Origin of the sequence: Mesorhizobium sp. ESP-6-4 (genome assembly GCF_020164735.1) — a bacterium.
GTDB lineage: Bacteria > Pseudomonadota > Alphaproteobacteria > Rhizobiales > Rhizobiaceae > Mesorhizobium.
Map to the genome: position 1 here is coordinate 401,971 of NZ_JAIUGS010000003.1, position 20,558 is coordinate 422,528.

Annotated in this window: 24 protein-coding genes; 15 read left to right on the forward strand and 9 right to left on the reverse strand. The window is 63.8% G+C overall.

Annotation, left to right across the window (positions count from 1 at the left end; translation table 11 throughout):
* Positions 1-11 precede the first annotated feature (11 nt).
* The 5 genes from pstC to phoB are packed head-to-tail and all read left to right on the forward strand — an operon-like array spanning position 12 to position 4,086.
* Positions 12-998: a phosphate ABC transporter permease subunit PstC gene (gene pstC / locus LB523_RS09100; protein WP_140633161.1), complete on the forward strand. Its 987-nt coding sequence runs from the start codon at positions 12-14 to the stop codon at positions 996-998.
* Positions 999-1,001: 3 nt separating this feature from the next.
* A complete protein-coding gene (gene pstA, locus LB523_RS09105) occupies positions 1,002-1,853 on the forward strand; it encodes a phosphate ABC transporter permease PstA (RefSeq protein WP_224602293.1) in 852 nt (283 codons plus the stop codon).
* Positions 1,850-2,653: a phosphate ABC transporter ATP-binding protein PstB gene (pstB, locus tag LB523_RS09110; protein ID WP_095767369.1), complete on the forward strand. Its 804-nt coding sequence runs from the start codon at positions 1,850-1,852 to the stop codon at positions 2,651-2,653. The genes pstA and pstB overlap by 4 nt, the downstream gene beginning before the upstream one ends.
* A 20-nt stretch (positions 2,654-2,673) precedes the next feature.
* Positions 2,674-3,381, forward strand: coding sequence for a phosphate signaling complex protein PhoU (phoU, locus tag LB523_RS09115; protein ID WP_224602296.1), 708 nt, complete (start codon positions 2,674-2,676; stop codon positions 3,379-3,381).
* A gap of 15 nt (positions 3,382-3,396) precedes the next feature.
* On the forward strand, positions 3,397-4,086 hold the full coding sequence (gene phoB, locus LB523_RS09120; RefSeq protein ID WP_010911896.1) for a phosphate regulon transcriptional regulator PhoB: 690 nt from the start codon (positions 3,397-3,399) through the stop codon (positions 4,084-4,086).
* 333 nt (positions 4,087-4,419) lie between these two features.
* Here phoB and LB523_RS09125 read toward each other — a convergent pair whose 3' ends face one another.
* Positions 4,420-5,661, reverse strand: a complete 1,242-nt coding sequence (locus LB523_RS09125) for an ROK family protein (protein WP_224602298.1) — start codon at positions 5,659-5,661, stop codon at positions 4,420-4,422.
* 268 nt (positions 5,662-5,929) lie between these two features.
* Between LB523_RS09125 and xylF the strand changes: the two genes are divergently transcribed.
* The 4 genes from xylF (at position 5,930) to LB523_RS09145 (ending at position 11,137) form a co-directional block, all read left to right on the forward strand.
* Positions 5,930-6,970 carry a D-xylose ABC transporter substrate-binding protein gene (gene xylF / locus LB523_RS09130; RefSeq protein ID WP_095767551.1) on the forward strand — a complete coding sequence of 347 codons (1,041 nt, stop codon included), beginning with the start codon at positions 5,930-5,932 and terminating at the stop codon, positions 6,968-6,970.
* 232 nt (positions 6,971-7,202) lie between these two features.
* On the forward strand, positions 7,203-8,555 hold the full coding sequence (locus LB523_RS09135; RefSeq protein WP_224602301.1) for a sugar ABC transporter permease: 1,353 nt from the start codon (positions 7,203-7,205) through the stop codon (positions 8,553-8,555).
* A gap of 26 nt (positions 8,556-8,581) precedes the next feature.
* On the forward strand, positions 8,582-9,382 hold the full coding sequence (locus LB523_RS09140; RefSeq protein ID WP_224602303.1) for an ATP-binding cassette domain-containing protein: 801 nt from the start codon (positions 8,582-8,584) through the stop codon (positions 9,380-9,382).
* A 132-nt stretch (positions 9,383-9,514) separates the two neighbouring features.
* Positions 9,515-11,137, forward strand: a complete 1,623-nt coding sequence (locus tag LB523_RS09145) for a CHASE domain-containing protein (protein WP_224602305.1) — start codon at positions 9,515-9,517, stop codon at positions 11,135-11,137.
* 76 nt (positions 11,138-11,213) lie between these two features.
* Here LB523_RS09145 and LB523_RS09150 read toward each other — a convergent pair whose 3' ends face one another.
* The 5 genes from LB523_RS09150 to LB523_RS09170 all read right to left on the reverse strand — a co-directional run bounded on the left by LB523_RS09150 (position 11,214) and on the right by LB523_RS09170 (position 14,429).
* Positions 11,214-11,459 carry a YMGG-like glycine zipper-containing protein gene (locus LB523_RS09150; RefSeq protein WP_095767375.1) on the reverse strand — a complete coding sequence of 82 codons (246 nt, stop codon included), beginning with the start codon at positions 11,457-11,459 and terminating at the stop codon, positions 11,214-11,216.
* A gap of 257 nt (positions 11,460-11,716) precedes the next feature.
* A complete protein-coding gene (locus LB523_RS09155; RefSeq protein WP_224602307.1) occupies positions 11,717-11,887 on the reverse strand; it encodes a hypothetical protein in 171 nt (56 codons plus the stop codon).
* Between the two features lie 218 nt (positions 11,888-12,105).
* Positions 12,106-13,077, reverse strand: a complete 972-nt coding sequence (locus LB523_RS09160; RefSeq protein WP_224602414.1) for a sensor histidine kinase — start codon at positions 13,075-13,077, stop codon at positions 12,106-12,108.
* Between the two features lie 223 nt (positions 13,078-13,300).
* The gene (locus LB523_RS09165) at positions 13,301-13,465 is read right to left on the reverse strand and encodes a DUF1328 domain-containing protein (protein ID WP_018429836.1); all 165 of its coding nucleotides are present in this window, start codon (positions 13,463-13,465) and stop codon (positions 13,301-13,303) included.
* Positions 13,466-13,634: 169 nt separating this feature from the next.
* On the reverse strand, positions 13,635-14,429 hold the full coding sequence (locus LB523_RS09170; protein WP_095767378.1) for a response regulator: 795 nt from the start codon (positions 14,427-14,429) through the stop codon (positions 13,635-13,637).
* A gap of 219 nt (positions 14,430-14,648) precedes the next feature.
* Here LB523_RS09170 and LB523_RS09175 point away from each other — a divergent pair, with 219 nt between their 5' ends.
* The gene (locus LB523_RS09175; RefSeq protein WP_095767379.1) at positions 14,649-14,852 is read left to right on the forward strand and encodes a NepR family anti-sigma factor; all 204 of its coding nucleotides are present in this window, start codon (positions 14,649-14,651) and stop codon (positions 14,850-14,852) included.
* Positions 14,853-14,855: 3 nt separating this feature from the next.
* Entirely contained in the window at positions 14,856-15,407 is a 552-nt protein-coding gene (locus LB523_RS09180) for an RNA polymerase sigma factor (RefSeq protein ID WP_040985057.1), read from the forward strand.
* Positions 15,408-15,549: 142 nt separating this feature from the next.
* Here LB523_RS09180 and LB523_RS09185 read toward each other — a convergent pair whose 3' ends face one another.
* Positions 15,550-15,933 carry a response regulator gene (locus LB523_RS09185; protein ID WP_095767380.1) on the reverse strand — a complete coding sequence of 128 codons (384 nt, stop codon included), beginning with the start codon at positions 15,931-15,933 and terminating at the stop codon, positions 15,550-15,552.
* A gap of 149 nt (positions 15,934-16,082) precedes the next feature.
* On the opposite strand from LB523_RS09185, the gene LB523_RS09190 reads away from it, so the two are divergent.
* From LB523_RS09190 to LB523_RS09200, 3 genes are all read left to right on the forward strand, one after another.
* Positions 16,083-16,835 (forward strand): Crp/Fnr family transcriptional regulator, encoded by a 753-nt coding sequence (locus tag LB523_RS09190; protein ID WP_224602308.1) that lies wholly within the window; start codon positions 16,083-16,085, stop codon positions 16,833-16,835.
* 73 nt (positions 16,836-16,908) lie between these two features.
* Positions 16,909-17,235: a YqjD family protein gene (locus LB523_RS09195; protein WP_095767382.1), complete on the forward strand. Its 327-nt coding sequence runs from the start codon at positions 16,909-16,911 to the stop codon at positions 17,233-17,235.
* Between the two features lie 6 nt (positions 17,236-17,241).
* On the forward strand, positions 17,242-17,706 hold the full coding sequence (locus LB523_RS09200) for a phage holin family protein (protein ID WP_224602309.1): 465 nt from the start codon (positions 17,242-17,244) through the stop codon (positions 17,704-17,706).
* Between the two features lie 15 nt (positions 17,707-17,721).
* Here the strand turns inward: LB523_RS09200 and LB523_RS09205 are convergent, their stop codons facing one another.
* Positions 17,722-19,248, reverse strand: a complete 1,527-nt coding sequence (locus LB523_RS09205) for a sensor histidine kinase (RefSeq protein ID WP_224602310.1) — start codon at positions 19,246-19,248, stop codon at positions 17,722-17,724.
* Between the two features lie 157 nt (positions 19,249-19,405).
* On the opposite strand from LB523_RS09205, the gene LB523_RS09210 reads away from it, so the two are divergent.
* Complete coding sequence (locus tag LB523_RS09210) at positions 19,406-19,609, forward strand: hypothetical protein (protein WP_095767385.1); 204 nt, start codon at positions 19,406-19,408, stop codon at positions 19,607-19,609.
* 8 nt (positions 19,610-19,617) lie between these two features.
* On the opposite strand, the gene LB523_RS09215 is transcribed toward LB523_RS09210, so the two are convergent.
* Positions 19,618-20,538 carry a diacylglycerol/lipid kinase family protein gene (locus tag LB523_RS09215; RefSeq protein ID WP_224602311.1) on the reverse strand — a complete coding sequence of 307 codons (921 nt, stop codon included), beginning with the start codon at positions 20,536-20,538 and terminating at the stop codon, positions 19,618-19,620.
* Positions 20,539-20,558: the final 20 nt, after the last annotated feature.

Below are 20,558 nucleotides of genomic sequence, written 5' to 3' on the forward strand. Positions count from 1 at the left end.
CGAGGGGCTAAATGACAGCCGTTTCCGAAGCCGCGACATCGTCCGCCATGCGGACCAGAGAAGCGACGGTGCGCCGCTTCGCCGTCACCGACATGGTTTTCCGGACGGCGACGCGCCTTTCCGCCATGCTCGTGCTCGTTCTGCTCGGCGGGGTCGCGATATCGCTGGTCGCCGGATCGTGGGAGGCGCTGTCGAAGTTCGGCTTCTCCTTCCTGACCACCGAATCCTGGAACCCGGTCACCGAGAATTTCGGCGCGCTCGCGCCCATCTACGGCACCATCGTCACCTCGGCCATCGCCATTCTCATCGCCGTGCCGATCGGGATCGGCATCGCCGTCTTCCTGACCGAGCTCTGCCCGCGCCCGCTCCGGCGTCCGATCGGCATCGCGGTCGAGCTGCTCGCCGGCATTCCCTCGATCATCTACGGCATCTGGGGCCTGTTCGTCTTCGCGCCGTTCCTGCAGACGACGGTCCAGCCCTTCATCATCTGGCTGTTCAAAGGCATCCCCGGCCTCGACAGCCTGTTTGCCGGTCCGCCCTACGGCATCGGCTTGCTGACCTCGTCGCTGATCCTCGCCATCATGGTGCTGCCTTTCATCACCTCGATCACCAAGGACGTGTTCGACACGGTGCCGGCGGTGCTGAAGGAATCGGCCTACGGCATCGGCTGCACGACCTGGGAAGTGACCCGGCGCGTGACCATCCCCTATACCCGCGTCGGCATCATGGGCGGCGTCATGCTCGGCCTCGGCCGCGCGCTCGGCGAGACGATGGCCGTCACCTTCGTCATCGGCAACGCGCACCGCATCAGCGCCTCGCTGTTTGCGCCGGGCACGACGATCTCGGCGACCATCGCCAACGAATTCACCGAAGCCGACGGCAACCTCTATACATCCTCGCTGGTGTCGCTCGGTCTGATCCTGTTCATCATCACCTTCATCATCCTCGCGCTCGCACGCTACATGCTGTTGCGCATCGATAGCCGCACGGGAGCCTGACCGATGTCGACTGCCGCATCGCTTCACCAAAGTCGCAAGCGCAAGAATGCCGTGATGATGACGCTGTGCGTCGTCGCGGCGGGCATCGGGCTGGCCTGGCTGGCGCTGATTCTCGGCGCCCTGCTCTACAAGGGGCTTTCCGGGGTGTCGCTTCCGGTATTCACAGAAATGACGCCGCCGCCCGGCGATGCCGGCGGCCTGCTCAATGCCATCTACGGCAGCATCGTCATGACGATCATCGGTATCATCGTCGGCACGCCGATCGGCGTGCTGGCCGGCACCTACATGGCCGAATACGGACGCTTTTCGAAGCTCACGACGGTGGTGCGCTTCATCAACGACATCCTCTTGTCGGCGCCGTCGATCATCATCGGCCTGTTCGTCTACGAGCTGATGGTGCGGCCGATGGGGCACTTCTCGGCGATTGCCGGCGCGGTCGCGCTGTCGATCCTGGTGATCCCCGTCGTGGTGCGCACCACCGAGGACATGCTGAACCTTGTGCCCAACGCGCTGCGCGAAGCAGGCACCGCCATCGGAGCGCCGCGCTGGGTGGTGATCCGCTCGGTTGCCTATCGCGCGGCACTCTCCGGCATCGTCACCGGCATCCTTTTGGCGATCGCCCGCATCTCCGGCGAGACGGCGCCGCTTCTCTTCACCGCGCTCAACAACCAGTTCTGGTCGAGCAATCTCAATGCGCCGATGGCCAGCCTGCCGGTAACCATCTTCCAGTTCGCTCTCAGCCCTTACGAGGAATGGCAGCAACTGGCCTGGACGGGCGCACTCATAATCACCCTGACGGTTCTCGGGCTGAGCATCATCGCCCGCAGCCTAACCGGACGCAGAGAGGACAGATGAAACCGATGTTGTCCACCGACCTGAACGCAGCCGACACGACCGTCGAGAAGGCCAAGATCGAGGTCAAGAACCTCAATTTCTACTATGGCCAGTCGAAGGCGCTGAAGGACATCAACCTGTCCCTGCCCGAGCGCAGCGTGACCGCCTTCATCGGCCCGTCGGGCTGCGGGAAGTCGACGCTGCTGCGCGTGCTCAACCGCATCTATGAGCTCTATCCGAAACAGAGCGCCGAGGGCCAGGTGCTGCTCGACGGCAAGAACATCCTCGACCGCTCGCAGGACCTCAATCTGCTGCGCACCAAGATCGGCATGGTGTTCCAGAAGCCGACGCCGTTCCCGATGTCGATCTACGAGAACATCGCTTTCGGCGTCAGGCTCTATGAGAAGATCAGCAAGGCCGAGATGGACAGCCGCGTCGAGCAGGCGCTGAAGCGCGCAGCACTCTGGAACGAGGTCAAGGACAAGCTCAACGCCAGCGGCCTCAGCCTCTCGGGCGGCCAGCAGCAGCGCCTGTGCATCGCCCGTACCGTTGCGGTGAAGCCCGAGGTCATCCTGCTCGACGAGCCGGCCTCGGCGCTCGATCCGCTGTCGACCGCCAAGATCGAGGAACTGATCGACGAGCTGCAGGCCGACTACACGATCGTCATCGTCACCCACAACATGCAGCAGGCGGCGCGCGTGTCGCGGCAGACGGCGTTCATGTATCTGGGCGAGCTGGTGGAGTTCGACCGGACCGAGAAGATCTTCACCTCGCCCCGCGAAAAGCGCACGCAGGACTACATCACCGGCCGCTTCGGCTGAGCTCATACGAGGACATCATCATGGCCGAACATACCGTCGCTTCCTTCGACGAGGATCTGAGGCAGATCAGCCGGCTCATCAACGACATGGGCGATCTCGCCAGCTCGATGGTCGGCGCTTCGACCAAGGCCCTGCTCGAGACCGACAATGCCATGGCGCAGCGCGTCGTTTCCGACGATGCCATCATGGACGCGCGCCAGCGCGAGCTCGACGACCGTGCCATCACGCTGATCGCCAAGCGCCAGCCGATGGCCGACGACCTGCGCAATGTGGTCGGCTCGATCCGCATGGCGGGCGACCTCGAACGCATCGGCGACCTCGCCAAGAACATCGCCAAGCGCGTCGGCTCGGTCGGCGTCAGCGCCGCGCCGCGCGACCTCACGCATTCGATCGATTCCATGGCGCAGCTGGTGCTGATCCAGGTCCAGGCCGTGATCCAGGAATATACGGTGGGCGACGCCACGGCGCTGGCCAAGCTTCGCAACGACGACGAGCGCATCGACGTCAAATACACATCCGTCTTCCGGGAGCTCCTGACCTACATGATGGAAGACCCGCGCAACATCACCGCCTGCACGCATCTTCTGTTCTGCGCCAAGAATCTCGAGCGCATCGGCGACCATGTGACCAACATCGCCGAGAACGCCTATTATGTGCTGACCGGCACGCAATTGCCCGCGAATCGTCCCAAGCAGGACGAGACGACAATGTCGGCGCCGGCGGCCTGACGAAGGTACCTGCCAATGATCGCGCCACGCATCATGGTGGTGGAGGACGAGGAGCCGCTTGGGGTGCTGCTCCGCTACAATCTCGAATCCGAGGGTTACCAGGTCGAAGTGGTGACCCGCGGCGACGAGGCCGAAATCCGCCTTCAGGAAAACGTTCCCGACCTGCTCGTGCTCGACTGGATGGTGCCGGCGGTTTCCGGCATCGAGCTCTGCCGGCGTCTCAGGATGCGGCCCGAGACAGAGCGGTTGCCGATCATCATGCTGACAGCGCGGGGCGAGGAAAGCGACCGCGTGCGCGGCCTTTCGACCGGCGCCGACGACTATCTGGTCAAGCCGTTCTCGACGCCGGAGTTCATGGCGCGCGTCAAGGCGCTGCTGCGCCGCGCCAAGCCGGAGGTGCTGTCCAGCGTGCTCAAGGTCGGCGACATCGTGCTCGACCGCGAGTCGCACCGCGTCTACCGCAAGAAGAGCGAGATCAGGCTCGGCCCGACCGAGTTCCGGCTGCTGGAATTCATGATGCGTCATCCCGGCCGGGTGTTCTCGCGCAGCCAGCTGCTCGACAATGTCTGGGGCGAGACGATCTATATCGACGAACGCACCGTCGACGTCCATGTCGGCCGCCTGCGCAAGGCGGTCAACAACGGCCGCATGCCGGATGTCATACGTACCATCCGAGGCGCAGGTTACGCGATCAGGGAAGATTAGGGGTAAGGCGCCGAGGCGCTGACGGATTCTGTCTCCAGCATCGGATCGCGTGCATTGGCGATTAGCCGAGACGCTTGTGCTTCGTCATCCACGGGCGGAGCAAGGAGCGCAGCGACGCAGCGCAGACCCGAGGATTCATTCCGTGATGTCGATGCGTTGCGACAGTCCAGAATTCTGTGCCGCTGCGCTCGACGCGTGAGGTAGCGGCATGGATTCCAGGGTCTCCGCGACGGAGCTTCGCTCCTGCTCCGCCCTGGAATGACGAAGCTGCGGGGCCTTCCCTTCGCTAATTTCAATCGTCTGCTGCTGTCCCCGGACCTCTTCAAGGCTGCCTCAGGCCACGTTCTTTCCCGTCCCCGCTCTTGCCTGGCCTCCCGGCGCGAAAATCTCCTGGTCGACGAAGGTCAGCGCGCGCATGGCGCAGCCTTCGCGGATCAGCGGCAGTTCGTTCGGCTCGGTGTCGAAGGAGATCGATTCGGAGTGCTGGCCGCCGGCCGTCTGGGCGATCGCCTCGCGCAGCGCCGGCTCGATCAGGTCGAAGGCGGCCGCGCTGACGCCGACCATGGCGACGGGCGCCGGGTCGATGAGGGCGAACAGGCTGCCGAGACCGAAACCAAGCGCCTCGCCGGCCCGGCGGTAAGCCTCCCGTTCGGGGCCGTCCCTCTCGCGCGCCTTCGCGGCAAGGGCCCGCATGTCGGCGTCGCCGACGTCGACCGGCTCGGCGTCCTCGCTCATTTTCATGGCGCTGCGCCAGATCGCATAGTTGCCGGCATAGGCCTCGACGCAGCCGCGGCGGCCGCAGCGGCAAAGCGCCCCGCCCGGGCGGTGAATCATGTGGCCGAACTCACCGCCGGAGGAATGCGTGCCGGTGAACAGCGCACCCTTGAGCACGAGACCCATGCCGATGCCGTGCGACAACAGGATGGCGATGAAGTCGTCGCGATAGCGCTCCGGGTCGCGCCATTGCAGCGCTACCGCCATCATGTTGCAGTCGTTCTCCATGGTGGCGGAGATGCCGAACTCCTTCTCGAGAATGTCGGCGAAAGGAATGTCGGTCAGCGGCGTTATCGGCGACCAGAGCATGGCGCGTGCATTAGAATCGGTGATGCCCTGAATGCCCATGGCGATGCGGGCGACGCTGCCAACGTCGAGGTCGGGATCCTGCAGCCGGCGCCGCACGATCGCCACGCATTCGCCGATCAGCTCGTCGCGGGGCATGACAAGCGTGTCCAGGCGCTGCTGCTCCTCGGCAACAACCTGACCGGCATAATCGATCACGGCGACCGACAGGAAGTTCAGCGACAACACCACGGTCAGCACCGCGGCGGCTTCAGGGTTCAGCGCCAGGCCGATCTGCGGCCGGCCGCGCTTCAACGCCGTCGGCTCGCTGGCCTTGCTTTCGGTGAGAATGCCCTCCTGGATCAGGTCGGCGGAGATCGCCGAAATGGTCGAGTGGCTGAGCCCGGTGGTGGCGGCAATTTCGGTTCGTGATGGCTGACCGGCGCGGCGTACCGCCGAAATCACCATGGCGCGGTTGCGCCGGCGCAAATCGTCATGGCGGATTCCGACCGACATCGTTTCGCACGTCCTCCCCGGTCATCGCGGCCTTGTGATAATGCCATGGCCTGTCGCTGACACGCTAGGGATTGTGGCAGAAGCCAGGGGCCATGTCATTATTTATTGCGAACACCGAAAAAAATGCCTGAGCCCATCAAAACCCATCAAAATCTCGGTTGACAGCGCTGTTGTGCTGGACCACTATTTTTTTGAGGCTCGAAAAAAAGCCTCTGTGCCGGCCTTTGGGCCAGTCTGGGTCGCGCCGCACGGGCGCAGGGAGGATATCATGAAGAAATTTGCAGCCGCCATTCTGGCGGGCGTTGCCATGTCGCTGACGCTGGCGTCCGTCGCCGAGGCGAAGGACAAGGTGATCGGCGTGTCGTGGTCGAATTTCCAGGAAGAGCGCTGGAAGACCGACGAAGCAGCGATGAAGGCCGCCATCGAGGCCGCCGGAGACAAGTATATCTCGGCCGACGCGCAGTCCAATCCGGGCAAGCAGCTGACCGACGTCGAAAGCCTGATCTCGCAGGGCGCCAACGCGCTGATCATCCTGGCGCAGGATGCCTCGGCGATCGGCCCGGCGGTGCAGAAGGCGCTCGATGAAGGAATCCCGGTCGTCGGCTACGACCGCCTGATTGAGAACAAGGACGTGTTCTACCTGACCTTCGACAACAAGGAAGTCGGGCGCATGCAGGCCCGCGAGGTGTTCAAGGCCAAGCCGGAAGGCAACTATGTCTTCATCAAGGGCTCGGGCTCCGATCCGAACGCCGACTTCCTGTTCGCGGGCTCCATGGAAGTCCTGAAGGACGCCATCGACAGCGGCAAGATCAAGAATGTCGGCGAGGCCTACACGGACGGCTGGCTGCCGGCCAACGCGCAGAAGAACATGGAGCAGTTCCTGACCGCCAACGACAACAAGGTCGACGCGGTCGTGGCTGCCAATGACGGCACCGCCGGCGGCGTTGTCGCGGCGCTGACGGCGCAGGGGCTGGCCGGCACCGTGCCGGTCTCGGGCCAGGACGGCGACCACGCGGCGCTCAACCGCATCGCGCTCGGCACGCAGACCGTGTCGGTGTGGAAAGACGCGCGCGAGCTCGGCAAGAACGCCGCCGAGATCGCCTCGCAGCTCGCCGACGGCAAGAAGATGGGCGACATCGCCGGCGCCAAGGACTTCACGACGCCCGGCGGCAACACCGTCAAGTCGCTGTTCCTGACGCCGGTCGCGATCACCAAGGACAATCTCAACGTCGTCATCGACGCCGGTTGGATCAAGAAGGACGAGGTCTGCGCGGGCGTGCCCGCCGGCAGCGTCCAGGTCTGCAACTGAGCCTTGCCGACGTTCGATCAAAAATACCTGCGCCGCGGCCAGGAGCGGTTCAATGAACCGCTCCTGGTTTTTGTTGCCGCAATCCCGGACGGAAACCCGCTACGCACTTTCCTGGGGATTGTCTTAAAGCCGCGGCGTTTTCTCAAAAGATTTTGCCGTTCTGCCTCAGGCGGATAGCTTCTAGGCTGAGTTCCGGCATCCGCGCCAGACGGCAAGCCGGTGGGAGGAAATCATGACCGACACGACGTCTACCCAACCGGCGGACACCGCGCGAGCGTCGGAACTCGGCACTGTTGCCCGGTTCCTGAAGGCGACCGAGCTCGACACCCGCATGCTGGGCATGATCGGTGCGCTGCTCCTCATCTGGATCGGGCTGCATGTGATTTCCAGCCTGCGGCTCGGCGTCAACCCGCTCGACTTCGACAGCCGCACGTTCCTGACGCCGCGCAATCTCTGGAACCTGTCGGTTCAGTCTTCGGCCGTGGCGATCATGGCCTCCGGCATGGTGCTGGTCATCGTCATGCGCAACATCGACCTGTCGGTCGGGTCGGCCGAAGGGCTGATCGGCATGGTCATGGGCTTTGCCCAGGCGCATTTCCTGGTTCGCTTCGTCGGGCTTGAACTGGGAAACCCCTGGATCTGGGTTCTGGCGTTGCTGATCGGCTTGGCGCTCGGCCTTATCATCGGCGCCTTCCAGGGCTTCGTTATCGCCTATCTCGAAGTGCCGGCCTTCATCGTCACGCTGGGCGGATTGCTGGTATGGCGGGGCGCTGCCTGGTGGGTCACCAGCGGTCAGACCGTTGCGCCGCTCGACGCCACGTTCCAGTTGATGGGCGGCGGCCCGGCGGGCTCGATCGGCGCCAAATGGAGCTGGGCCGTCGGCATCGTCGCCTGCCTGGCGGTTATCTTCATGCATTTCAACGGCCGCGTGCAGCGCAAGCGCTTCCGCTTCCCGCTGCGTCCGGTCTGGGCCGAGACGCTGCTTGCCACGGTCACCTGCGCGGTCATCCTGGGCGCGGTGTGGCTCGCCAACTCCTATCCGTGGCCGGTCGGCATCGTGAACCGCTACGCCGCGGCCAACAACATCACCGTGCCCGAAGGCGGGCTGTTCATCGCGCATGGCATCGCCATTCCGGTGCTGATGGCGGTCGCCGCCGGCCTGATCATGACCTTCGTCACCAAGCGCACTAGATTCGGCCGCTACGTCTTTGCCATCGGCGGCAATCCGGAAGCCGCCAATCTTGCCGGCATCAACACGCGCTGGATCACCATGAAGGTGTTCATGATCATGGGCGTGCTGGCGACGATCGCGGCGGCGATCTCGTCGGCCAGGCAGAACTCCTCGACAAACGCGCTGGGGACGCTGGATGAACTGCTGGTCATCGCCGCGGCGGTCATCGGCGGCACGTCGCTCGCAGGTGGTTCCGGAACCGTGCTCGGCGCCATGCTGGGCGCATTGCTGATGCAGTCGCTGCAGTCCGGCATGGTGTTGCTCGGCGTCGATTCACCGCTGCAGAGCATCGTCGTGGGCGCCGTGCTGGTCGTGGCGGTGTGGCTCGACACCCTCTATCGCAAGCGCGTCTGAGCAGGACTATAGGGAGGAAAGGGATCATGGCTGACAAGACCGCTCCCGCCGGCGTTCCGCTGGTCGACATGCGCAACGTTTCGATCGCCTTCGGCGGCATCCGCGCCGTCGACGACGCATCCGTCGATCTTTTCCCCGGCGAAGTGATGGCGCTGCTCGGTCACAATGGCGCCGGCAAATCGACGCTGATCAAGATCCTGTCCGGCGCCTATAAGCGCGACAGCGGGCAGATATTCATCAATGGCGTGGAGGCTTCGATCTCCAATCCGCGCGACGCCAAGAAATATGGCGTCGAGACGATCTATCAGACGCTGGCGCTGGCCGACAATGTCGATGCCGCGGCCAATCTCTTCCTCGGCCGCGAGCTGATGACGGGTTGGGGCACGCTCGACGACGTCGCCATGGAAGCCGAGGCGCGCAAGGTGATGGGCCGGCTCAATCCGCGTTTCCAGCGCTTCAAGGAGCCGGTCATGAAGCTGTCGGGCGGACAGCGGCAGTCGGTGGCGATCGCGCGCGCGATCCTGTTCAACGCCCGTATCCTGATCATGGACGAGCCGACGGCGGCGCTCGGCCCGCAAGAGACGGCGCAGGTCGGCGAACTGGTCAAACAGCTCAAGGCCGACGGCATCGGCATCTTCCTGATCAGCCACGACATCCATGACGTGTTCGAGCTTGCCGACCGGGTCTGCGTGATGAAGAACGGCCAGGTGGTCGGCACGGCGCGCACGACCGATGTCACCCAGGACGAGGTGCTCGGCATGATCATCCTCGGCAGGTGCCCGCCAGGCGCCATTCCGGGCCCGGGGGCGCTGAAAATCGCGGCATGAAGTCGAACTGGTAGCCGGCTAATTAACAGCTGCGTGATGTACCAGCCGCGGTGATGGTTTGACGGCGCCATTGTGTTGGCGCCGAGACTTGCCCATAAAGATCGTCGACCGTCCACGGGCCGCATCCTTGATTTGAAGAAGCTCTTTCCGATCCTTGCCTTTGTCGCCGTCGCGCTGATCAGCCTGACCATGGCAGGGTTCGCCTATTTCGCGACGCAGGAGGCGGCGCGGATCAAGTTCGAGGGCACGGCCGACGACGCGCTCAACCGCATCGAGAGCCGCGTCGACCTGCATCTGTCGCTGCTGCGTTCGACGCAGGCGCTGTTCGATGCCCGCAACGGCGACATCTCGCGCGGCGAATTCAAGGCCTTCTTCACCGCCCTCGACATCGACGACAATTTCGCCGGGCTGCGCGGCATCGGCTTCCTGAGGCTCGCCAAGACCGGCGACGAGGCGGAGGTGGAACGCGACATCCTGCACGATCATGGGTCGGCGCATCCGATCTATCCTGCCACGACGCAGCAATGGCGCACGCCCATCGTGCTGTTCGAGCCGCTCGCTGCCTCCAACCAGTCGATCATCGGCTTCGATATGTTTACCGAGCCGGTTCGGCGCGCGGCGATCGAAAAGGCGATGGCAGACGACCGGCAGCATGCGAGCGGTTTGGTCCAGCTCGGCCAGGGCGCCGGCGTGGCGCAGACCTTCACCGGGTTCCTGGTTTTCGTGCGACTGAACGTCGAAACCGCGCCCGAGGTGATCAATGCAAGCCGCTCCTCCACGTCCGGCTTTCTCTACGCTGCCTTCCGCGCGCAGGACTTGTTCCAGGTCGCGCTCAGCCGTTCTCCGCTGCTGCCGGTCAATGTCGAGGTCTATGACGGCAAGCCCGAGGACGGCAATCTTCTGTTCCGTTCGGAGGCGCCGCCGGCAGAACGCATCGGGGCGACGCTTCTGGCGCGTCGCGATATCGTTGTCGCGGGCCGGCCCTGGACCGTGCTGTTCAGGCCGACAAGCGCCTTCGAACCGCCGTCCTCGCGCGCCATTCCGGTGATGCTCGGGCTGTTCGGCCTGCTGCTTGCCGGCGCCATCGCGCTGGTGGCGCGTTACCAGGAGCGCGCCTATGAGGCGAAATCGGCGCTGCATGAGGCGACCGAGAAGAGCCTGCTGGAAAAGGATTTGATCCTGCAGGAGATGAAGCACCGCATCAAGAATTCGATCACCCGCGTGCTGGCGATCGCGCGACAGACGGCTTCGCAAGCCACCGACGTGAAGGAGTTTTCGGCTTCGTTCTCGGCGCGCCTGCAGGCCATGGCTGCATCGCAGGACATGCTGACCCGCTCGCGCTGGCAGAAGGCCGATCTTGGCGACCTGCTGCGCATCGAGCTCGGGCAGGTGTTCGGCAAGGACCTTCCCGACGGCGTGTTGTCAGGGCCGGAAGTGCTGCTGGACGAGACGACGACGCAGGCGCTCGGGCTGACCTTCCACGAACTTGCCACCAACGCGCTGAAATATGGCGAGGCGGGCAGTTCGGTGGGCGCCCTCAAGGTCGACTGGAGCGTCAACGGCCGCGGTCGCGAGCGGACGCTGGTTCTGAACTGGCGCGAGGCGGGTCAAAAGGAACTGGAAGCGCCAGTCAAGACTGGCTTCGGCACCAAATTGATAGATCTCAACGTCACGCGCGAGTTGCGCGGCACCATCGCGCGCGACTACCACGCCGACGGCTTGAAGGTGGAAATCAGGATCCCGCTGGGCGCGTAAGGCAAAACAGCGACTTGAATTTGATTTAGAGCAAACCGGAGGCCGGCTGCCGGCCCCCGGTCTTTCCCGTGCTGAACTAGTTGCAGCGAGCCGTGTAGATCCGGCCGCGATGATCGCGATACTGGCAATAGCCGTTGCGCAGGTTGCGAACCAGAAGGCCCGACCCGGCGCCGACGGCCGCGCCGATCAGCGCACCCTTGCTGCCGCCGACCAAGCCGCCTACGCCGGCGCCGATCAGGCCGCCGCCGACGACGTCCTGCTCGGTCGTTGTGCAGCCGCTGACAGCGACCACGGCAACCATGGCAATCATCATCTTCCGCATAGAATTGCTCCTCACTTTTGTCCTCACTTTCGGCAGTGCCAGCAACCATTTAGCATGAAAAAAGGTGCTTTGCCTGCCCGATTTTACTGTTGCCTAACGTAGTGTTTTCGGAACGCTTGCCGTTCGACGCGACAAGCATGCCGGGCACCTCCAGCGTTGCGAATTGCGTGCCGTCGGGCCGCACGTTCCCGACGATCTGATCGCAGTCGTCCAGCGCGGGATCCATAGTAGCCGACAAGTCAAAGCCGCGTGCGGGGTCAGAACAATTGCCAGGCCGCGGTCAAGGCCACGGCGGCCAGAAGCGCGATCGCGCCCAGGCGGAGCGAAAGATGCGACGACCGCGGCGCCGGCGGCAGCTCGGCATCCTGGAAGCCGCCCATCGAGACGCGGGCGGCCTGCTCCAGCCTGTTCATGTCGGCAAACATCATTTCGGTCTCCCCAGGTCGCGCCGGGGCGCGGATGGGTTTCCGGCGTATCGTCAGCCGGGAGCATAGGATCGGACTTAATGGTGAACAGCCGGTTAAAGCGCCTCCGCCGGCAAAGCGCTCCCGTCTCCGTCTGACGCAATTGCGGACGGATGGTTACGGCGAGCCGCCTGACCGTTGCGCACTTTGCCTGGAATGCTCTTACACCATCGGCAGCGATCTCAATCGGTCTCGAAATTCCCGTGCGGGACGGTGAGACGGTATTCCATCCGGTCTCTGCCGATTTCCAGCGTCGCGGAGCCATTCAGCGACATCGGCACGACGCGTTCCAGCGCCACGCTGCCGAAACGCTTCTCATTGCGCTGCGCGTCGCCGACCGCCTCCGTCCAGGTCAGCAAGAGGTTGGGCGAGGTTCCGTCTTCAGCCTCGAGCTTGGCCCGCACCTCGACATGGCCGTCCGGCCGCGACAGTGCGCCATAGCTCACTGAGTTGACGGCCAACTCATGCATGGCGAGACCGATATGCAGGGCGGCGTTGGGGTTGAGGTAAGGATTTTCGCCCGCGAACCGCAGGCTTTGAGCCAGATCGCTGCTGTAGCGGCCGACCTGGCCGGATACGAGCTCGTGCAGCGCTGCTCCTCGCCAGTTGGAGGATGTGACGAGATCCTGCGAGGACGCGAGCGATTGCAGCCGGCCGCGAAACCGCGCCAGGAACTCGCCGAGCGTCTCCGTATACCGCCCGGTCTGAGTGGCGACACTCTGGATGATGGCGAGGAGATTTTTCGATCGATGGCTAACTTCGCGCAGCAATGTCTTCAGGGTCTGCTCGCGGCGTTTCTGCTCCGTCGTCTCCACCATCGTCGTGACGACGCCGAGGACATCGCCGGCCTCCCCGCGGTCTGCATCGATCCAAAGCTGGAACCAGCGTACCCCCTGGTGCCCCGGAATGCTGAGCTCGAGCTGGTCCGGGTTGCCGGATTCGATCACCTTGAGTTTGGCGGCCCTTATGCGTTCGGCCTGCGCCGGCGAGAGCAAGTCCTTGCCGTCGGCTGTATCGGCGGCCCAGGGCGCGTTCATGTTGCGCGCCCAGACCGTTTCCATCTGCCGATCCTGGTAGAGAACCGAAATCCCTGCGTTGTGCAGGGCGTGAAGCAAGGCCCGCCCCACCTGCATCCCGCTTTCCGAGGGATGCATCGCGATCACTTCGCGCTTTTCGAGCCTGTTTTGTGTGGGACCTTGGGAAGGCATCGGAAATCCCCCACTCGGGCCTTGAACGGCCCAATCCGCAACTTGTTCCGCACGAGACGACACCCTGAAATTGGGCTTTCCAAAAACGGTCCGCCGGACGGTGCTCTTTCGAGGCGCCGTCCGGCGGTGGCTGGAAACCGTTTGAGGGGTGCGGCTTCCAGTGTTGCGGTCAGGCTCTCCTGAAGAGGCCTGCGATGAGCGAAATCACCAGGAAGGCGAGAAAGATGAAGAACAGGATTTGCGCGATGCCTGCCGAAGTGCCGGCGATGCCGCCGAACCCAAGCGCGCCGGCGATGATCGCAACTACGAGAAATACGAGCGCCCAGTACAGCATGATGCGTCTCCTTCTTATGTCGGGAAAAGAACGTGGCCAGATGCCGTTTGTTCCACCATTTGCTGAAAAAGACGATCCCCCAAACCGAGCTTTTCAGACCGCACACAACCAAGCGTCACGCATGGCGCGGAGCCCTGGCATGACACTCGAGATCCAGGTTAGGAAGGGATCAGGCGGCGGCCTTGGCCTGACGGTCGAAGAACAGGGCCTGGCTGATCAAAGCCTTGACCATGTCGGGATTGAACGGCTTGGTGACCAGGAAGGCCGGCTCGGGCCGTTCGCCGGTCAGCAGGCGTTCAGGGAAAGCAGTGATGAAGATCACCGGCACAGGCGTCGAGGACAAGATCTCGTTGACGGCTTCGATGCCCGAGCTCCCATCGGCGAGCTGGATGTCGGCCAGAACCATTTTCGGCCGCGTCCTGCCGAACAAGGCCACAGCCTCGGCATGCGTGCGCGCCGTGCCGACGACGCGGTGGCCGAGGCTCTCGACCATCTCCTCGATATCCATGGCGATCAGCGGCTCGTCCTCGATGATCAGCACGTCGGTCGCAACTTGCCGGGAAATCTCGTTGCTCGCCTGGGCAAGCAGCTCCGAGAACTCATCCTCGTCGACGTCGAGGATCTCCGCCGCCTCGTCCTCGCTGAAGCCCTCGACGGCAACCAGAAGGAAAGCCTGCCTCGGCAGGGGCGCGATCGCATTCAGATTGGCCGCGGCCCGCTGCTCCCAGGCGGTCTGCGCCTGTTCCTGCGGCACGCGGATGGCCACGGAGGTGAACAGCCTGGCGAAAACCTTGTACAGCGCGATGCGGTCGCTCGAGGCTTCGGGGAAGATATTGGTATCGGCGATAATGGCTTCCAGCATCGCGGCGACCAGCGCGTCACCGCTCTCCTGCGATCCCGACACCGCGCGCGAGAAGCGGCGAAGGAACGGGAGATGCGGAGCGATGGTTGCGGACAGACTCATTATTGACGTCTCCCTCAGATGACGTTTCATGTTCAAGGCCGCATTGGTTGCAAGCCCCTCTGCTTCAAACGCCGGCTTCCGGAAAAAGTTCCGCCCGGCCGCGGAACTAAATTAGCAGGCAAGCGTTTCGGATCCAGGGATGGGCAACCAGACGAGGGTTCCGCTTGCGTTGTGGTTTGAAGTCGAAGAGCGGCTCGGGTGCTGGAAATTAGGGCTATTATGAAGGAAATGTCAAAAAAACAGATGGCTGATGCCGCAAGCAGGCATCGGAACGGGGATGGCAATCCGCTTGGTGCAAACTCCGAAATCGCCCGCAAGCTCAAGCAGTATTATGACGAACTGGTCTCGGATCATGTACCGGACCGTTTCGCTCAGCTGCTCAGCCAGCTGGAACAGACCGAACCTGCCCAGAAAAAGGACTGAGGCATGGCGGCGGTATCCCAGAGCTTCAAGACCGAGCTGCTCGGCGCGATTCCGAGCTTGCGGGCTTTCGCCGTGTCGCTCACGCAGAATGCCGACCGGGCCGACGACCTCGTCCAGGAAACGCTGGTCAAGGCATGGGACAAGCATGAGAGCTTCCAGCCGGGCACCAATTTGAAGGCCTGGCTGTTCACCATCCTGCGCAACGAATTCTATTCGCAGATGCGCAAGCGCGGCCGCGAAGTACAGGACAGCGACGGCATCATGACGGCCAGGCTTGCCGTTCATCCGGCTCAGCATGGCCAGCTCGATCTCAAGGATTTCCGCGGCGCGCTCGAGCAACTGCCCGAGGACCAGCGCGAAGCCATCATCCTGATCGGCGCTTCCGGCTTCTCCTATGAAGAAGCCGCCGAGATCTGCGGCTGCGCGGTCGGCACGATCAAAAGCCGCGTCAGCCGAGCGCGCGCCAGGCTGCAGGAGATCCTCAAGATTTCCGGAGAGGACGAGTTCGGACCCGACGCGATCTCGGCGCAGGTCACAGGTTCGAACGCGGCTTAACTTTCGGGACGCGAAGGCGACAAGTTCCTGCTCGCGCCATTCGGCACGCTTGACGTATCCGGCATTTCCTTGGTGAACCCGGATTCGCACCGGCCATGATGTGAGCGCGCAAGGCGGCCTGAGATCGCCTCGGCGGCGACCGTCAGGCCGCCGGGGCGGCCCGTCCGCAGGCGATCGCCACGGCTTCGACGAGATCGTCGCCCGAGTAAGGCTTGGTCACCAGTCGAACGTCGGGGAACGAGTTCTTGACTTCGTCCGAATCCGAATAGCCGGAGGCGAATACGAACGGCACGCCCTCTGCGCGCAACCGCGCGGCGAAATCCAGGGTCGACACCCCGCCAAGCATCAGATCGACAACTGCCGCGTCGAAGCTCGAAGGCAGCGCCTGCCCGTCGATGTCGGCGATCTCGCGCGCGATCGTCACATCCGCGGCGCCGTGGTCACGGCAAAGCTGCTCGACATCCATCGCTATCAGGAACTCGTCTTCGAGGACAAGAATGCGCAATCCGTCAAGCAATGCTGTCACCTATGGGGTATCTCCTTGGCAGCCGCACTCATGCGCGCAATCCGTCACGATGTCATTTAAAAAAGACATGGACATGACCCAGCGGAACCGCTGTCCCCCTCAAACGTTTCCTTGCGCCCCCTGGGGCAGGGATTTCGAAGAGGGGTCGAATGTCCGCACGTTTGGTTGCCACTCGCCAATATCCTTGCGAAAAATGCCCGCTGCGGCCGCTGCCGGCCTTCCGCGAATTCGACGAGCAGGAATTGTCATTTATCGACACCTTCAAGCGTGGCGAATTGGCGGTCGACAGAGGTGCGACCGTGCTGGTCGAAGGCAGCCACAGCGCGCATCTTTACACGGTGCTGTCGGGTTGGGCGTTCCGCTACAAGCTTTTGCCCGACGGGCGCCGGCAGATCCTCAATTTTTCCATGCCTGGCGACCTCATCGGCCTGCAGGGAAGTCTGATGGGCGAAATGCAGCATTCCGTCGAAGCCCTGTCGCCGATGCTGCTTTGCGTTTTCGAACGCGATCAGCTGCAGGAACTCTATCGCAGCCATCCCAGCCTTGCCTATGACATCACCTGGATCGCGTCGCGCGAGGAGCGCATGCTGGATGAGAACCTGCTCAGCATCGGCCGCCGCACCGCGCTTGAACGCGCCGCCTATCTTATCGCCTTCATCGCCCGCCGGGCTCGCGGCGCCGGCCTCAACGGCAAGACACCGGTGCAGATCCCGATCACGCAACAGCACATCGCCGACACGCTCGGCCTCTCGCTGGTCCATACCAACAAGACGATCCGCAAGCTGATGGACCGCAAGCTCATCATGTGGCGGGACGGCGGCTGCGAAGTGATCGACTATGACGGGCTGAAGAAGCTTGCCCGCTGGGAGGGGCTAGGCGAGGAATGCAGGCCGCTGATCTAGGTTTGGCTTGCGACGACCGGAACCATGGCGCCGAACGGGCGTTGAAACCAACGCAAACACAAGGAGTTAGAGAATGGCAACCGCCGCAGGCAAATCCGCCACAGACGAAGCAACCGCCGCCGATCTGGAGGCCGATATCGAGCAACTGAAAGCGGACATCCAGCGACTCACCGAGCAACTCGCCACGACCGGTCAACACGGCTACGGCGCGGCCCGTCGCGCCGCCGCCGACGGCGTCGAGCAATTGCGCGCGCAGGGCGAAGCCGCGTTCGAGAGCATGCGGGGAAGAGCCGAGGATATCGAAGCGCAGCTGATCGCCAAGGTGCGCGAGAAGCCGGTGACCTCGCTGGCCATCGCGGCGGGCGTCGGTTACCTGTTCGCCCTGCTTTCCCGCCGCTAACCGCAGATGGGGACGCTTGTCTCGCTGATCTCGGCCCTCGCCTCGGGCGAGGCGATGGCCGCTTTGCATAGGGCGCGGACCGCGGCAATCCTTTACGGGCTTGCCGCCATTTTCGCCTTGTGCGGTGTCGGCTTCCTCATCGGCGCCGCCTACATCTGGCTGGCGGTCCGCTTCGGACCGATGGCGACCAGTCTCGGCTTCGGCATCGGCTTCCTGGTGGTTGCCGGGCTCATCCTCGTCATTCACAAGCTGGCGGCCGGCATACGCAGCAAGCGCCGCGCGCGGCGACGCCAGGCCAATATGACGGCGGCGGGCGTTACCGCAGCACTTGCCTTGCTTCCGGCCCTCGCCAAAAGCAAAGGCGGGCTTGGAGCCGTTGTCGCGCCTGCCCTGGCGGTCGTCGCGTATGCTATCTATCGCGAGAACACCAAGTCCGGGCCGTCGAAGCCGGACCCGGAAGACTTGCCTTGAGCAGTGCCGGAGCGCTCATTTCAAGGACGGCTCGAGCGGCATCGATATTTCGGCGAAGACGCCCTCCGGGCGAAATTCGTGGGTCACCTCGCTGTCGATGACCTTGGCGAGGCTGCGGCGGATCAGGATCGAGCCAAAACCCTGGCGATCCGGAGGCTCGACCCGCGGCCCACCGCTTTCGCGCCAGGTCAGCACCAGGCGGCGCGCACCTTTGCGGCCTTGCGTCTTCCAGTCGAGATCGACTTTTCCCGACGGCGCGGAGAGCGAGCCGTATTTCATCGCGTTGCTGGCGAGCTCATGCAGGATCAGGCCGAGCCCGACCGCTTGATCGGGCGAGAGCAGAAGCTCGGGACCCGAAATTGCGATGCGCGGCTGGCGGCCCGTGTCGAAAACCCTGACCTCGATGCGTGCCAATTCGCCGATGCCAATGCCGCGCCATTCGCGGTCGGACAGCAGATTATGGGCGGCGCCGAGCGCCTGCAGCCTGGCACCGAAGGCCTCCAGGAACGCACTCGGCTGGCGAGCGTGGCGGACGGTCTGCGTCGCCAGCGCCTGCACGGTCGCCAATGTGTTCTTGACGCGGTGGTTGAGCTCACGCAGCAAGAGGCGCTGCCGCTCGTCGCCGAGCTTGCGCTCGGTGATGTCGTAGTTGACGCCGAAGATCAGCGTCGGCTTGCCCTCGCCGTCGCGTTCGATCACGCGTCCGCGCGTGGCGATCCAGCGGGGTGGATGGACCCCCTTGGCCCGGTACTCGCCAAAATAGTCGTCGCTGCCGCTCAGCGCGTCGCGGAAACGCGTCTCGGTCTGGTAGACGTCGCGCGGGTCGATGGCGCGCAGGATGTCGCGCGCCTTCAGCCGGTTCGAAGGCGGCAGGTTGAAAAGCTCGGCCAGAAGCGTGTCGCATTCGATCATGTCGGTGCGTATGTCCCACGCCCAGCTCGCCAGTGAGGCGGCGTCGAGCGCGATGGCGCGGCGCTTTTCCTCGCGCGCCAGTTCCGCCTTGGCGATGGCGCCGTCGCGGGTGGCGTCCTTCAGCGCGAACAGGCTGGCCGCGAGGTCGGCCAGCATTCTCAGCTTTGCTACCTTGTCCTCGGCCGGAAACGGTCTCGGCTGGCGATCGAGCACGCAGAGCGTACCGATCCTGGCATCGGCCACCATCATCGGCACGCCGATAAAAAAACGGATGTGCTGCTTGCCCGTGACCAGCGGATTGTCGACGAAACGCGGATCGAGCGTGGCGTCGGTCACCACCATAGGTTCGTCGCCGGCGGCGATGGCGTGGGCGCAGAAGGAAGTGCTGGCCGGCGTCTCCTTCTCATCGAGGCCGATGCGCGCCTTTAACCGCCGGCGACTGCTTCCGATCAGGCTCACCAGCGCGACAGGCGCTTCGGCGATTGCCGCAGCGAGACCGGTGATACGGTCGAAGTCCGGATCGGTTGCGGTATCCATGGCGCCCAGGCCCTGAAGCAGGGCGAGCCGTTCCGCATCGATCACGACGCGGCTGACGTCCGCTGGCAAACTATCCGCCTTGCTGCTCACCATTCCCTCAAAACGCCGCGCAATCGGCCATCATATACACGCAATCGGTTGCCGCATGCTTGCGGGGCGTCTTTTCCGACACGGAACCTTCCCGAACAGGATCCGTTACCGACCATGTCGTGCCTGAAGCGCCCGCCGCCGCGCAGCATGGAGGCCAATCGTGACCAAGATCGTACCTGAAGACAAAGCTCGCCAGGGGCATTGGGGCTGGCACGCCCTCAGAATCCTCATCGCCGGGCTGCTGCTCGCCTTCATCGCGTGGGGCGCGGTCGAGATCTACGGCGAGCTGATCAAGTCGCCGACGACCCAGCAGAACGTGCCGACGGCGCCGCCCGCCGAGCAGAAATCCACTCAAGGCAGCTGATCTTTCCATCACGCCGCCTTCGCCTGCGCATTGCGGGACGGGACAAGCACGTTCAGGGCGCCGGGGTGACTCTCGACCGTGGTTTCCCTCTCCAGCCTGATCAATTCGCCGTCCAGCACCGCGCTGAACTTCCTGGTGGGCGAACGGATTTTCAGCACGACCTTGCCAGCCTGATGCAGTTCGACATGCGCGCTCTGGCGCAACCTGCCGCGCAGCATGTCCAGCAGCAGCTTCGCCAGATGATGACGCCGGCGCGCGACGCTGACATAGATGCCGAGCACGCCGCCAGCCGGGTTGTCGGCATAGGGCAGGTGGCCTTCGCCGAACAGATTGTTGGAGATGCCGATGCCGGTCGTGCGGGTGACGATCTCGGCCTTGCCGATGCTCAGGCTCACCTTGAGCGCCGGCGGGTTCTTGATAGCCGCCCACGCCGCGCGCACGGACGCCTGCATCTTTCCAAGGCGCGAGCCGAAATCCATTTTCTCGCGCAACTGGACCATCTTGGCGTGCATGCCGACGGAGAACTGATGCACGAAAGGCTGGCCGTTGGCGCTCGCCATATCGACGGCAATCACCTCGCCGTCGGCAAAGGACTGCAACGCCGCTTCCAATGTCTGCGGGATGCCCAGGCCGCGCGCAAACAGGTTCATCGTGCCGGCCGGCAAGATGGCCAGGGCCTTCTTCTTGTTCATGAGGAGGGATGCCGCGGTGGAAATCGTGCCGTCGCCGCCTCCGGCGAGAACAACGTCAATATTTCGCCTGGCGATGACCTTTTCCAGCGCCGTGGCGACGTCGCGACCGGCAACGATGTCGATCTCGACCGAATGCCCCGCCGCTTCGAGGGTCTGACGCAGCTTTTCGGAAAATGCTTCCATGTCGATGGTGCGGAGGGTGCCGCCGTCCTGGTTCAGCACCGCAGCAAACCGCATATCGCGCTCCGTGTTCGAGT